Source organism: Thioclava atlantica (assembly GCF_000737065.1).
GTDB lineage: Bacteria > Pseudomonadota > Alphaproteobacteria > Rhodobacterales > Rhodobacteraceae > Thioclava > Thioclava atlantica.
In genome coordinates this window covers 42,530-56,838 of sequence record NZ_AQRC01000010.1, presented here as the reverse complement: position 1 = coordinate 56,838, position 14,309 = coordinate 42,530, and the positions used below count along the sequence as shown (strand labels likewise).

The window sequence follows — 14,309 nt, the reverse complement described above, 5'->3', positions numbered from 1 at the left end:
AGCATGAGGAATGACTTCTGCGGATTTCTCGACCATCCTTCCGGAATTCCTGCTCGCGCTCTATGCGATGGGCGCGCTTCTGGCGGGCGTCTGGTTCGGCAAGGACAAGCTGGCGCTGACCCTGCTCTGGGCGACTGCCGGTGTGATGCTGGTCTTCGCGGCCTGGATCGGGCTGGGCGATATCGGGGCGCATGTAGCCTTCGGCGGGCTCTTCATCGATGACGCCTTCGCGCGCTTCGCGAAGGTGACCATCCTGATCTCGGCGGCGCTCGTGATGGTGATGAGCGCCGATTACATGCTGCGCCGCGGGCTGCTGCGCTTCGAATATCCGATCCTGCTCACGCTCGCGGTGATCGGCATGATGATGATGGTCTCGGCGGGCGACCTGATGTCGCTCTATATGGGGCTCGAGTTGCAATCGCTCGCGCTCTATATCGTGGCCGCGCTGCGCCGCGAGAGCGAGCGCTCCTCGGAGGCGGGCCTGAAATATTTCGTGCTCGGCGCGCTCTCCTCGGGGCTGCTGCTCTATGGCGCCTCGCTGACCTACGGGTTCGCGGGCACCACGCAATTCTCGGGCATCGTGCAGGTCGTGCAGCACGGCCAGCTCCCGATGGGGCTGCTCTTCGGCATGGTCTTCCTGCTTGCGGGTCTGGCCTTCAAGGTCTCGGCGGTGCCGTTCCACATGTGGACGCCCGATGTCTACGAGGGCTCGCCCACGCCGGTTACCGCCTTCTTCGCGACCGCGCCCAAGGTGGCCGCGATGGCGCTGATCGCCCGGCTCGTTTTCGACGCTTTCGGCCAGGTGCCGGGCGAGTGGAGCCAGATCCTCGCACTGCTTGCGGCGCTGTCCTTCGTCTGGGGCTCCTTCGCCGCGATCGCGCAGCGCAACATCAAGCGCCTGATGGCCTATTCGTCGATCACCCATATGGGCTTCGTGCTGCTGGGGCTCGCCGCGGGGTCGGCCGAGGGCGTGCAGGCGATGCTCACCTATATGGCGATCTACGTGACGATGACGGTGGGCGTGTTCGCCTTCATCCTCGCGATGGAGCGCGACGGTCAGCCGGTCACCGACATCCGGGCGCTGAGCCTCTATGCCCGCGCCGAGCCGGCGAAGGCGATGGCGATGATGGTGCTGATGTTCTCGCTCGCGGGCGTGCCGCCCTTCCTCGGTTTCTTCGCGAAATTCGCGGTGCTGCAGGCGGCGCTGAACGGCGGCTTCATCTGGCTCGTCCTGCTCGGTGTCGTGGCCTCGGTCGTGGCCGCCTTCTACTACCTGCGGATCGTGTTCTACATGTATTTCGGCAAGGAAGTGGAGCCGCTCGACGGACGGATGCCGGCGGTGCAATGGGGCCTGCTGATGGTCTGCGCGCTGGCGATGCTGGTGGGGATCTTCAACCTCTTCGGGATCGAGGGGGCCGCCGCGGCGGCGGCCGCTGCCCTTGTCAACTGACCGCGACCCCTGGCCGGAGGGCGTGGCGCGCCACGTCCTTCTCAAGGTGGACAGCACGATGAACGAAGCGGCCCGGCTAGCGCCGGGCCTCTCCGGTCCTGCCTGGATCTTCGCGCATGAGCAGACCGCGGCGCGCGGGCGGCGCGGACGGGACTGGCGCGCACCGGCGGGGAATTTCTCGGCCACGCTCGTATTGCGCCCGAGAGAGGGGCTCGCGCAGGCCGCGCTCTATTCCTTCGTCGCGGCACTCGCGCTCGAGGCGGCGCTTGCCCATGTCGGGGGGCCGCATGCGCGGCTCTCAATCAAATGGCCCAATGACGTGCTTCTCAATGGCGGCAAGATCGCAGGCATCCTTCTGGAAAGCCTCGCTTTGCCCCGGGGCGCCCATGCGCTCGCGATCGGGATCGGGGTCAACCTCGCCGCGGCACCGCCGCGCGACGCGCTCGAACCCGAAGCGCTGCCCGCCGTCAGCCTGGCGGGCGAGACCGGGCTGAGCGTCGAGCCGGTGGAATTCCTGCCGATGCTGGCGCAGGCCTTCGCCCATTACGACCGCCAGTTCCAGGATTACGGTTTCGACCCGATCCGGAATGCATGGCTTGCGCGCGCGGCGCGTCTGGGCGAAGAGATCACGGCGCGCACCGGTCATGAAACCCATCGCGGCACCTTCGAGACGATCGACGCGACCGGCGCGCTGATCCTGACCGGCCCTCACGGCCGCCGCGCCATCTCGGCCGCGGATATCTTCTTCTGAAGCGGGAAAGGGAAAGCCCCATGCTTCTGTGCATCGATTGCGGCAACACGAATACCGTGTTCTCGATCTGGGACGGCGCGGATTTCATCGCGACCTGGCGGATGGAGACGAACCACAAGCGCACCGCGGACGAGTATTTCGTCTGGCTCACCGGGCTGATGCGCCTGCAGGGGGTCGATGCCGAGATCTCCGAGGTGATCGTCTCCTCGACCGTGCCGCGCGTGGTCTTCAACCTGCGCGTCCTCGCGAACCGCTATTTCAACTGCCGCCCGCTGGTGGTGGGCAAGCCCGAATGCGCGCTCCCGGTGGATCCGCGCGTGGATCCCGGCACCACGGTGGGGCCGGACCGGCTGGTGAATGCGGTGGCGGGTTTCGAGCGGCATGGCGGCGACCTGATCGTGGTCGATTTCGGCACCGCGACGACCTTCGATGTCGTGGCGCGGGACGGGGCCTATATCGGCGGCGTGATCGCGCCGGGCGTGAACCTCTCGCTCGAGGCGCTCCATGCCGCGGCGGCGGCGCTTCCGCATGTCGATGTCACGATGCCTGAGAAGGCGATCGGCACCAATACCGTCGCCTGTATCCAGTCGGGCGTGTTCTGGGGCTATATCGGGCTCGTCGAAGGCATCGTGCGCCAGATCCGGCTCGAGCGCGACCGGCCGATGAAAGTGATCGCGACGGGAGGGCTGGCGGAACTCTTCAGCCAGGGCTTCGACCTGTTTGACAGTATCGATTACGATCTTACCATGCACGGTCTGCGCCTGATCAACGATTATAACAAGGACCATAGAGCGTGACTGACAGACTGATTTACCTCCCCCTCGGCGGCGCCGGCGAAATCGGCATGAATGCCTATGTCTACGGCTACGGCCCCGCAGGGAAAGAGCGTCTGATCGTGGTCGATCTCGGGGTCACCTTCCCCGATATGGACGGCACGCCCGGCGTCGATCTCATATTCGCCGATCTGGCATGGCTCGAGGAGAATGCCGATCGTATCGAGGCGATCTTCATCACCCATGCCCATGAAGACCATATCGGCGCGCTGCCCCATGTCTGGAACAAATTGCGCAAACCGGTCTATGCGCGGGCCTTCACGGGCCGGATCGGGCAGCTCAAGCTCGAAGAGGCGGGGATCCCGCCCGAGACGATCCAGATCGTCGAACCGCGCCCGCAGGTGATCGAGGCGGGTCCCTTCAAGCTGCAATTCGTGCCGATCTCGCATTCGATCCCCGAAAGCTCCGGGCTGGTGATCGACACGCCGGCGGGACGGATCGTGCATACGGGCGATTTCAAGCTCGACGGCAATCCGGTCGTGGGCGAGGCCTTCGATCCCGAGCTCTGGCACGAGATCGGCCGCGAGGGCGCGGGCGTGAAGGCGCTGGTATGCGACTCGACCAATGTCTTCTCGCCCCAGCCGGGCCGCTCCGAGGCGACGCTGGCCGGGCCGCTGGCCGAGCTGATCTCGCAGCAATCGGGCATGGTGGTCGCGACGACCTTCGCCTCGAACGTGGCGCGCCTCAAGACGCTGGCGGAAGCCGGGCGGGCCGCCGGCCGCTCGGTCTGCCTTCTGGGCCGCGCGATGAAGCGGATGGTGCAGGCGGCCGAGGAAACCGGCGTGCTCACCGGGATGCCCGGAACGATCTCGCCCGAAGAGGCGGCCGAGGTGCCGCGCCAGAACCTGATGCTGATCGTGACCGGCAGCCAGGGGGAACGCCGCGCGGCCTCGGCCCAGCTGGCGCGCGGGAAATATCTCGGGCTCGAAATGAAGGAGGGCGACACGTTCCTGTTCTCCTCGAAGACCATTCCGGGCAACGAGCGCGGCGTGATCCGCATCATGAACGCGTTTTCCGAAATGGGCGTGGATGTGGTCGACGACCACGGCGGGCTCTATCACGTCTCCGGTCACGCGAACCGGCCCGACCTCGAGGCGGTGCATGATCTGCTCCGCCCGCAGATGCTGATCCCGATGCATGGCGAGCACCGTCACCTGCGTGAACATGCCAAGATCGGCAACGAGAAGGGGATCGCCTCCGAGGTCGCGACGAACGGCATGATGATCGAGCTGAGCGGCAAGGCGCCGCGAGTCGTCGAGCATGTCGAGGCTGGCCGCACCTATCTCGATGGTTCGGTGCAGATCGGGGCGCTCGATGGCGTCGTGCGCGACCGGATCCGGATGGCGCTCAACGGGCTTTGCCTCGTTACCGTGATCATGGACGAGGATGACAAGCCGCTCGGCGAGCCCTGGGTCGAGCTGATGGGCCTGCCCGAGCGCGGCCGCTCCGGCGCGGCGCTGACCGAGCAGATCGAGGACGAGATGGCGCAGTTCCTCGACCGGGCACCCGCCAAGCTCGTGTCCAATGACGACAAGCTCGACGAGGCCCTGCGCCGGATCGCGCGGCAGGTCTCGATGGAGGAGATCGGCAAGAAGCCCGAGGTCGTGGTGGTGACGAGCCGGCTGATGGAGTGATCCGCGCCGGCGTCACGCGCCCGCCCGACGACAAAGAAAAACCCCGCCCGAGGATGCCTCCGGCGGGGATATTTCTGTCAAGAGGAAGGGGGATCAGCTCTCGGCGCCGTCCTCGGCCGGTTCCTCGGTCTTGCTGGGCCGGAAGGAGCGGGTCAGGAAGTCGGGAACATGGTCGCCCATGCCCACCACCGCCTGGCCGTGGTCGCGACGGTTGCGGCCACCACGCGCGCGGCGCGCCCGGCTGTCCTGGTCCGCGCCGGCATCGGCTTCGGGGGCAGGGGCGGCGGGTGCGGGTTTCGCCTCGCTCACCTCTGCGGCCGGAACCTCCTGGGCCTCGACATCCTTGTCGCGCCGGCGCTCGCGCCCGCCGCGTTCCTCGCCACGCTCGCGCGACCGGCCACGGGGACCGCGCGCGCGGCCGCCCTTGCTGTCCTCGCGCTTGCGCGGCGGCTCCTTCGCGCCTTCGGAGAGCTCGAAGCTCTCGGGCGTCTCGGCGCGGGGGATCTCCATCTTCACGAGACCCTCGATCTGGGACAGGTATTTGTCATCCGTCGGGGTCGCGATCGAGATCGCGGTGCCCTTGCGCCCCGCGCGGCCGGTACGTCCGATCCGGTGGACGTAATCCTCGGCATGCATCGGCAGGTCGTAGTTGAACACATGGCTCACCGCCGGGATGTCGAGACCGCGCGCGGCCACATCCGAGGCCACGAGCACCTTGAGCGACCCGTCGCGGAAGCTGTCGAGCGTGCGCATCCGTTGGCTCTGCTCGAGATCGCCGTGGATCGGCGCCGCGTCGAAGCCGTATTTCTGCAAGCTCTTGGCGACGATGTCCACATCGACCTTGCGGTTGCAGAAGACGATCGCGTTGGTGCAGGTCTCGCCCTCGGCCTCGATCAGCGCGCGCAGCAATTCCCGTTTCGCCTTGGCGGTCTGGTCGCGCCGCGCGGGCGTGATCTCCACGAGCCTCTGGGTGATGTTCTCGCCGGTCGTCGCCTGCCGGGCCACCTCGACGCGCACCGGCGCGTGCAGGAAGGTGTTGGTGATGCGCTCGATCTCGGGGGCCATGGTCGCCGAGAAGAACAGCGTCTGGCGGGTGAAGGGCGTGAGCTGGAAGATCCGCTCGATATCCGGGATGAAGCCCATGTCGAGCATCCGGTCGGCCTCGTCCACGACCATCACCTTAACATCGGTGAGGATCAGCTTGCCGCGCTCGAAATGATCGAGCAGGCGGCCGGGCGTGGCGATCAGCACGTCGACGCCCTTGTCGATGAGCTTGTCCTGCTCGCCGAAGGAGACGCCGCCGATCAGCAAGGCGCGGGTCAGCTTGGTGTTCTTGGCGTAGAGATCGAAATTCTCCGCCACCTGGGCGGCCAGTTCACGCGTCGGGCACAGCACGAGCGAGCGCGGCATCCGGGCGCGGGCGCGGCCACGGCGCAGAAGCGTCAGCATCGGCAGGGTGAAGGAGGCGGTCTTGCCGGTCCCGGTCTGGGCGATGCCCAGCACGTCCTTGCCCTCGAGCGCCGGAGGGATCGCGCCCGCCTGGATCGGCGTGGGCGTTTCATAGCCGGCATCGGCAACGGCGGAGAGGACCTTGGGGTCCAGTTTCAGATCGGAGAATTTGGTCATCAGAGTCCTTGGGATCGTCCTGTTTCGCGTCCTGAAGCGGGCCACGTCGGGCGGCTGCCGCATACGGGCGCTGAGGAGACCGGGCGCCCAGACTGCCCCCACCGGATTGCGGGGTTCGCATTCCCCTAGCCGATCGCGGCGTAAAGGTCAATCTTTGCGGTCCGATATATCGCAGGCGAGCCTCTTGCATCCGCGGGTGGAACCTGACCTTCTGAAACGGGGTTGGCCCGCAGAACCGGAAGAGGGACATCAATGGCAGTTGCGGAAAGCGCGGGGCTCGGCCCCGTCCTGGCCTTCGGGCTCGTGGGCGTCTTCGGGGTCGGGGCGCAATGGCTGGCCTGGCGTCTGCGCATGCCCGCGATCGTCTTCATGCTGGTTGCGGGGCTCATTGCGGGGCCGGCGACGGGCCTGCTCGACCCGGCGCGCGATTTCGGGGATCTGCTGGGGCCGCTCATCGCGCTCGCGGTGGCGGTGATCCTGTTCGAGGGCGGGTTCTCGCTCGATCTGCACCGGCTGGGCGATGCGAAATCGGGGGTGGCGCGGCTCGTCTTCATCGGCGCGCCGCTGGGATGGCTGCTCTCGACGCTGGCGCTGGTCTGGGGGGCGGGGCTGAGCTGGGAAAGCGCGACCGTCTTCGGTGGCATCATGGTGGTGACGGGGCCGACGGTGATCGCGCCGCTCCTGCGCACCGCGAAGCTGGCGCGCCGGCCCGCGCGGCTTCTGCAATGGGAGGCGATCGTCAACGATCCGATCGGCGCGCTCGCGGCGGTCCTCGCCTTCGAGGTCGTGATCACCGCGCGCTCGAACCTGCCCATGGGGGAGGCAATCAGCCATCTCGCGCTCGGCATCCTCTTCGCGGCGGCGATCGGCGGGCTCGTCGGCTGGGGGATCGCGCGGGCCTTCTGCCGCGGGCTGGTGCCGGAATTCATGAAGGTGCCGGTGCTCTTCGCGACGCTTCTGGCGACCTTCGCGCTGACGGATTCGGTGTTGCACGAGAGCGGGCTTCTGGCGGTGACGGTGATGGGGCTGGTGATCGGCAATGCCGATCTGCCCTCCTATGAGGAGCTTCGCCGGTTCAAGGAACATGCGACAGTGCTGCTGGTCTCGGGCGTGTTCATCCTGCTCGCGGCGAATATCCAGATCGACCAGATCGCGGCGCTCGACTGGCACGCCTTTGTCTTCGTGGCGCTGGTGGTGCTGGTTGCGCGGCCGCTGACCGTTCTGATATCGCTCATCGGCTCGAGCCTGCCGCGCAACGAACGGTTGCTGATTGCGCTTACCGGGCCGCGCGGGGTGGTCCTCGTGGCGGTCGCGGGCCTCTTCGGGCAGCGGCTCGCAGAGGCGGGCGTGATCGACGGCGTGCGGATCGGGCCGCTGGCGTTCGTGCTGGTGTTGATCACCGTGATCGTGCACGGCTTCACGCTGGCGCCGCTGGCGCGCAGGCTGGGGCTTGCGAGCGTCGACAAGCCAGGACTGCTGATCGTGGGCGGGTCGCGGTTCACCACCGCGCTGGCCGAGGTGCTGACCAGGGCCGAGGTGCCGGTCCTGATCACCGATCCCAACCCCGCCCACCTGATCCGGCCGCGGGCCAACGGGATCAAGACCTTCTACGGGGACATTCTGGGCGAGGCGGCGGAGGACACGGTCGAGCTGATGTCCTATTCGACGCTGCTCGCCGCGACCGACAACGATGCCTACAACACGCTCGTCGCGACCGATCTCGCTCCCGAATTCGGCCGCGACAAGGTCTGGCAACTGCCGCGGCAGAAGGACGATCGCGAGCGTCACGCCTTGCCCACGCAGCTGGGCGGCAGGCGGTTCGGCGACGGCCGCACGCTGCAGGGCTGGGAAGACCGGCTCGCCGAGGGCTGGCGTTTCCGGGTGACGCGGATCACCGAGGAATACGGGCTCCCCGAGTGGCGTGCGAAACGCCCGCGGGCCGAGCCGCTGATGGTGGTCTCGCCGAAGGGCGATCTGCGCTTCGTGACTGATCCCGAGGCGTTGAAAGTGGAGCCGGGCGGGCGGATCATTTCGCTCCTGCCACCCGAAGCGGTCGAGGAAGAGGTGACCGCGAACGCCAATGCGGGGGAGAAACCCTCGGGCCAGCCGGGGCCGGCCGCGCGCATTCCATAAGACCGGTTCAGCGCGAAACGTCGGTCTCGGCTTCTTCGACCGCGAGCGTTTCGCCCTTTCGGATCAGTGCCGCACGGGTGCGGTAATGCCCCGCCGGCCAGCCGCCGGGCGGCGTCTTGCGGCCCGAATAGCGATAGAACAGCGCCTGACTGCGTTCGACCGGGGATGCGTGGCGGAGGATCTCGCCGCGCGGGCCGTCGATCGTGATCTCGATCTCGTCGCCCGCCTGCGCGCCGAAGCCATAGACCCAGACGAGGAGCGCGGGGCCGGAGCTTGGCAGGCGCGTGTCCACCGGCACCCCGGCTTTCACCGCCTCGAAGCTTGGCGGTGTCGTGGTGAACCCGATCCCGAGGAGCCCCGAGGGGGTATAGGCGAGCGGCGGAGACCAAAGGCTGTCCCGCGCGCCGCCGCGGTCGCAGGCGCGTGTCGGGTCGGGGTCGAAAGGGTCGACGACCGCTCCGTCGTGGCGAAGCGCTAGGTGGAGATGGGGAAAGGCGGCCTTGCCCGACTGGCCGACGAGGCCGAGGGGCTGGCCCGCCGCGACCGTCTCGCCGGGCCGCACCGAGACCGAACCCTCGCGCAGGTGGCAATATTGCGTCTCCCATCCATCGCCGAGCGCGATCACGATCCCGTTGCCGCATTCGCGCCCTGTAACCGGGGCGCCCTCGATGAAGGCGCGGTCGGGTTCGCCATCGCGGATCGCCGTCACCACGCCGGGGGCGGCGGCGAGAACCGCCACGCCCGCACGCATCCCGGCGAGGGTCGGCAATGCGAAATCGGTCCCCTTGTGCCCGTCATAGGTGAGCGTGCCGCAGCCCGCATCGCGCGCGCCGGGGCCGGGATCGCGATCGACGTAATTCTGGATGTAGCAGTCCTGCCCGAGCGTGCACTCCACCGGGAGCTGCAACGAAATCGTCCCGGCCATGCAGGGCAGGGCCGGGACGATAAGGCTGATCAGGCTCGCGCGCAGCACGCGCGGATCACTCGGCGGTCAGAAGCCGCGGCTTGGAGCCCGAGATCCGCTTGCGGCCCGGCTCCTCGATCTTGATGACGATCTTGTCGTCCTTGACCGAGACCTTCGCCACGCCGCCCTTGGTGAGCTTGCCGAAGAGAAGTTCCTCGGCGAGCGGTTTCTTGATGTGCTCCTGGATCACGCGGCCGAGCGGTCGCGCGCCCATCTTGTCGTCATAGCCGCGCTCGGCGAGCCAGTTCGCGGCGGCCGGGGTCAGCTCGATATGGACGTTGCGGTCGATCAGCTGCGCCTCGAGCTGGAGGACGAACTTGTCCACGACCTGCAAGATCACATCGCGCGAGAGCGGTGCGAAGCTGACCACCGCATCCAGACGGTTGCGGAATTCCGGCGTGAAGGTCCGCTCGATCGCGGCCGTGTCCTCGCCCTCACGGCGGTCGCGGCCAAAGCCGATCGCGGCCTTCGCCATGTCGGAGGCGCCCGCATTCGAGGTCATGATCAGGATCACGTTGCGGAAATCGACGGTTCGGCCGTTATGGTCGGTGAGCTTCCCGTGATCCATCACCTGCAGCAGGATGTTGTAGACATCCGGGTGCGCCTTCTCGATCTCGTCGAGCAGCAGCACGCAATGCGGGTGCTGGTCGACGCTGTCGGTCAGCATCCCGCCCTGATCGAAGCCGACATAGCCCGGAGGCGCGCCGATCAGGCGGCTCACCGCGTGCTTCTCCATGTATTCCGACATGTCGAAGCGCAGCAGTTCCACGCCCAGCGTATCGGCGAGCTGCTTGGCCACCTCGGTCTTGCCGACGCCGGTCGGGCCCGCGAAGAGGTAGTTGCCGATCGGCTTTTCGGGCTCGCGCAGACCCGCGCGCGCCAGCTTGATCGCGGAGGACAGCGCCTCGATCGCCTTGTCCTGGCCGAAGACCACGCGCTTGAGGGTCTTTTCGAGATCCTTGAGCACCTCGGCATCGTCCTTCGAGACATTCTTCGGCGGGATCCGGGCGATCTTGGCCACCACGGCCTCGATCTCCTTCGCGCCGATCGTCTTGCGCCGCTTGCTCTCGGCCACGAGATGCTGGGCCGCGCCCGCCTCGTCGATCACGTCGATCGCCTTGTCGGGCAGCTTGCGGTCATGCACGTAGCGCGCCGACAGCTCCACCGCCGCCTTGATCGCGTCATTGGTGTAGCGGATGTCGTGATGCTTCTCGAAATAGGGCTTCAGCCCCATCAGGATCTTGATCGAATCCGGCACCGAGGGCTCGTTCACGTCGATCTTCTGGAACCGGCGCGACAGCGCGCGGTCCTTCTCGAAGTGCTGGCGGAACTCCTTGTAGGTGGTGGAGCCCATGGTGCGCAGCTTGCCCCCCTGAAGCGCGGGCTTCAGCAGGTTCGAGGCATCCATCGCCCCGCCCGAGGTCGCGCCCGCGCCGATCACGGTGTGGATCTCGTCGATGAAGAGGATCGCGTCGGGATGCTCCTCGAGCTCCTTCACGACGGCCTTCAGGCGTTCCTCGAAATCGCCGCGATAGCGGGTGCCGGCCAGCAATGCGCCCATGTCGAGCGAGTAGATCGTGCTCTTGGCGAGGATCTCGGGGGTTTCGCCCCGGGTGATCTTGAGCGCCAGACCTTCCGCGATCGCGGTCTTGCCGACGCCGGGATCGCCCACGAGAAGCGGGTTGTTCTTGCGGCGGCGGCACAGCACCTGGATGCAGCGCTCCACCTCGTGTTCACGCCCGATCAGCGGGTCGATATCGCCCTTCTCGGATTTGGCGTTGAGGTTCACACAGTATTTCTCGAGCGCGGAGTCCTTGGCGTCGGCCTGCGGGGCTCCTTCGGCCTTCGCCTCCTCCTCGGCTCCGGAAACCGGGCGCGTCTCGCCGTATTCGGGATCTTTCGCGACGCCATGCGCGATGAAGTTCACCGCGTCGTAACGCGTCATGTCCTGCTCTTGCAGGAAATAGGCCGCGTTGCTCTCGCGTTCGGCGAAGATCGCGACGAGCACGTTGGCCCCCGTGACTTCGGACCGTCCCGAGGATTGCACATGGATCGCGGCGCGCTGGATCACGCGCTGGAAGGCGGCGGTCGGCACGGCTTCGGACCCCTCGATCTCGGTAACGAGGGTCGAGAGTTCGTCATCGATGAACTCCACCAGCGTCTGGCGCAACTCGTCGAGATCGACCGCGCAGGCCTTCATGACCCGCGCCGCGTCCGGCTCGTCGATGAGCGCGAGGAGCAGATGTTCGAGCGTTGCCAGTTCGTGCTTGCGCGCATTGGCAAGCGCCAGAGCACCGTGGATGGCCTGTTCGAGCGTGTTGGAAAACGACGGCATGGTCTGCTCCTTTCCTGCGAGAGAGCGGCGAGGGAGAGCCCCGGCACCGATCCTGACCTCATACAATTAAAGTTCGGTGGAAATGGCCGCGCTTCAAGTCTTTTCATGCCCAAAATCTTCTCAACGCCTGATTCGTGCGAAAAAAGTCATCACGCGGCGAAAGAAGAGGGGCGGGAAGGGCAGCGCCGTCCGAACGAGCGCGATATCGGGGAGGGTCGCGTCGGTTCAGCAAATGGGGTGCGCGCCCATGCTTTCAAGGGCGGGGCGCAGGCGCGCGAGATCCGGAGGCGCATGCGGGCCCGTCCTGCGACACGCACGCCCTTGGCAATGGGTGCTTGACCCTCTAGACGATGGACAGGAGGGCTCCGATGGATCGAAAAAGCATTTCCCGTATCGCCATGCTGCGCCGTTCGCGTGCGATGGTGACGTCACGGAGGCTTTGGAAGACCCGTCTTGTGTTCTGGCTCGGCGCGATCACCATCGGCGTCTTCAGCACGGCCTTCGCGTATTCCGCCGATTACGCCCATCGCGTCTTTACCCATCTCGACGGGCTGCTCCCCCACCATACCTTGCCGCTACTCCTGACACCGGCCGCCTTCGTCATGATCGCGGTCGTGACCCGGCTCTATTTCCCCGGTGCGCAAGGCTCCGGCATTCCGCAGGCGATCGCGGCGCGCCAGTTGCGCGACGACCCGGACCGGGGCGGGCTCCTGTTTCTGAAAATCGCCTTCGGCAAGGTCCTCCTGACGCTGCTGGGCCTCGCCTGCGGTGCCTCGATCGGCCGGGAGGGGCCCACCGTCCAGGTCGGCGCGGCGATCATGATGAAATCGGGGCGCCTCGGCGGAATGGTCCAGCGGCGCGGGTTGATCCTCGCGGGCTCGGCGGCCGGGATCGCCGCCGCCTTCAACACGCCGCTCGCCGGGATCGTCTTCGCGATCGAGGAGATGAGCCGGTCCTACCAGGTGCGCACCAACGGGGTCGTGCTCTCGGCGGTGATCCTGGCCGGCATCGCGGCCGTCTCGATCCTCGGTACCTATACCTATTTCGGGGTCTCCTCCGCGATGGCCACCGATCTCTGGGGCTGGCTGACCGTGGTCGCCTGCGGCCTTGCGGGCGGTCTCACGGGGGCGATCTTCAGCCGCTCGGTCATCCAGATAACCCGTGCGATCCGCCGCTGGTCGCCCGCCCGCCCGATGCGCCGCGTCGTCATCGTCTCTCTGGTGGCCGGGATCGTCACCGCGGTGATCGGTTTCCTGATGGATGGCGAGACCTTCGGTACCGGCTATGACCAGGCGCGCGCCGTCGTCGAGGGACAGGCGCAACCGCCGCTCTATTTCCTGGGCAAGCTGATCGCGACGCTCGCGGCGACCGTTTCGGGCATTCCGGGCGGGTTGTTCGCGCCCTCGCTCTCGGTCGGGGCCGGGCTGGGTTCGAGCATCGCGCTGCTGATGGGGTCGCAGGTGGCGCTTGCGGCCCTGGTCGGGATGGCGGCCTATTTCGCCGCCGTGACCCAGGCGCCGATGACCGCCTTCGTCATCATCTTCGAGATGACCGGCAACCACGATGCCTTCGGGCCGATCATGATCGCGGCGATGCTGGGCTACGGCACGTCACGCTTCATCGCCCCCGAACCGCTCTATCACGTTCTCTCGCGCCTCTTCATCGCCGATGCGATCCGGGGCGCGCGCCGGGCCGAGAACGCACGGCGCGAAGAAGAGGGCGAGACGGTGGTCGCCCCCTCGAAGGGCTGATCTCTCAGAACCGGTCCTTGCGGGCGCGCGCCTCGGTGAAGACGGCGAGCGGGCTGGCATCGTCGGCCAGGCCGAGCGCACGGCGCATCGCAGGATCGCCGCCGCGCAGGAAGGGGTTCGTCGCCTTCTCGAGCCCGAGTTCCACCGGCAGGGTCGGGCGCATCTGGGAACGCGCCGCACGCACCTCCTCCATCCGGGCGAGCAGGTTCGGATTGTCCGGCTCGATCGAGAGCGCAAACCGGCCATTGGCCTCGGTATATTCGTGCCCCGAGCAGACCAGCGTTTCGTCCGGCAATTCGGCAAAGCGCGTCAACGTGTCGTGCATCTGCGCCGCCGAGCCCTCGAAGAGCCGTCCGCACCCCCAGCTCATCAGGCTGTCGCCCGAGAACAGGAGCCCCGCATCGGGGAAGTAATAGGCGATATGGCCCACCGTATGGCCCGGTGCGTCCATGACCTCGACCTTTTCCATCCCGATCGGGAGCATCTCGCCGGGACGGACCTCCTGATCGAGCGCAGGCAAGCGATGCGCATCCGCAGCCGCGCCGACGACCTTCGCGCCGGTCGCCGCGGCTAAGGCCTGCACGCCCTCGATATGATCGGCATGATGATGCGTGATCAGGATCAGGTTCGCCTTCCAGCCGCGTTCGGTGAGCGCCTTGAGCACCGGCGGCGCCTCGGGGACGTCGATCACGGTTGTCGTATCGGTCGCGGCTTCGTGCACGACATAAGCGTAGTTGTCCGCCAGGCAGGGGACGATCAGCAATTCGACGGCCATGGTCTTTTCTACCGCATTGATTATCCTGTCGCATAACTAAGCCCAAGGAAGCGGAAG

The 14,309-nt window shown here is 66.9% G+C and carries 10 protein-coding genes; 6 read left to right on the top strand and 4 right to left on the bottom strand.

The genetic code is table 11. The annotated features are described in order from the left end of the window. Nucleotides 1-10: 10 nt before the first annotated feature. The 4 genes from nuoN to DW2_RS12755 are packed head-to-tail and all read left to right on the top strand — an operon-like array spanning nucleotide 11 to nucleotide 4,668. A complete protein-coding gene (gene nuoN / locus DW2_RS12770; RefSeq protein ID WP_038147197.1) occupies nucleotides 11-1,450 on the top strand; it encodes an NADH-quinone oxidoreductase subunit NuoN in 1,440 nt (479 codons plus the stop codon). A gap of 22 nt (nucleotides 1,451-1,472) precedes the next feature. Continuing rightward, nucleotides 1,473-2,201 carry a biotin--[acetyl-CoA-carboxylase] ligase gene (locus tag DW2_RS12765; protein ID WP_272944429.1) on the top strand — a complete coding sequence of 243 codons (729 nt, stop codon included), beginning with the start codon at nucleotides 1,473-1,475 and terminating at the stop codon, nucleotides 2,199-2,201. 20 nt (nucleotides 2,202-2,221) lie between these two features. After that, on the top strand, nucleotides 2,222-2,998 hold the full coding sequence (locus DW2_RS12760; protein WP_038147192.1) for a type III pantothenate kinase: 777 nt from the start codon (nucleotides 2,222-2,224) through the stop codon (nucleotides 2,996-2,998). Nucleotides 2,999-3,045: 47 nt separating this feature from the next. Continuing rightward, nucleotides 3,046-4,668: a ribonuclease J gene (locus DW2_RS12755; protein WP_081874980.1), complete on the top strand. Its 1,623-nt coding sequence runs from the start codon at nucleotides 3,046-3,048 to the stop codon at nucleotides 4,666-4,668. 93 nt (nucleotides 4,669-4,761) lie between these two features. On the opposite strand, the gene DW2_RS12750 is transcribed toward DW2_RS12755, so the two are convergent. Beyond that, the gene (locus DW2_RS12750) at nucleotides 4,762-6,294 is read right to left on the bottom strand and encodes a DEAD/DEAH box helicase (RefSeq protein ID WP_038147187.1); all 1,533 of its coding nucleotides are present in this window, start codon (nucleotides 6,292-6,294) and stop codon (nucleotides 4,762-4,764) included. 252 nt (nucleotides 6,295-6,546) lie between these two features. Here DW2_RS12750 and DW2_RS12745 point away from each other — a divergent pair, with 252 nt between their 5' ends. Then, nucleotides 6,547-8,427 (top strand): cation:proton antiporter, encoded by a 1,881-nt coding sequence (locus tag DW2_RS12745; protein WP_081874979.1) that lies wholly within the window; start codon nucleotides 6,547-6,549, stop codon nucleotides 8,425-8,427. A 7-nt stretch (nucleotides 8,428-8,434) separates the two neighbouring features. Here the strand turns inward: DW2_RS12745 and DW2_RS12740 are convergent, their stop codons facing one another. Continuing rightward, a complete protein-coding gene (locus tag DW2_RS12740) occupies nucleotides 8,435-9,400 on the bottom strand; it encodes a M23 family metallopeptidase (RefSeq protein WP_038147184.1) in 966 nt (321 codons plus the stop codon). A gap of 7 nt (nucleotides 9,401-9,407) precedes the next feature. Continuing rightward, entirely contained in the window at nucleotides 9,408-11,726 is a 2,319-nt protein-coding gene (gene clpA, locus DW2_RS12735; RefSeq protein WP_038147182.1) for an ATP-dependent Clp protease ATP-binding subunit ClpA, read from the bottom strand. Between the two features lie 368 nt (nucleotides 11,727-12,094). Between clpA and DW2_RS12730 the strand changes: the two genes are divergently transcribed. After that, on the top strand, nucleotides 12,095-13,477 hold the full coding sequence (locus DW2_RS12730) for a chloride channel protein (RefSeq protein ID WP_238321328.1): 1,383 nt from the start codon (nucleotides 12,095-12,097) through the stop codon (nucleotides 13,475-13,477). 4 nt (nucleotides 13,478-13,481) lie between these two features. Here DW2_RS12730 and gloB read toward each other — a convergent pair whose 3' ends face one another. Next, nucleotides 13,482-14,252, bottom strand: coding sequence for a hydroxyacylglutathione hydrolase (gloB, locus tag DW2_RS12725; protein WP_038147181.1), 771 nt, complete (start codon nucleotides 14,250-14,252; stop codon nucleotides 13,482-13,484). Nucleotides 14,253-14,309: the final 57 nt, after the last annotated feature.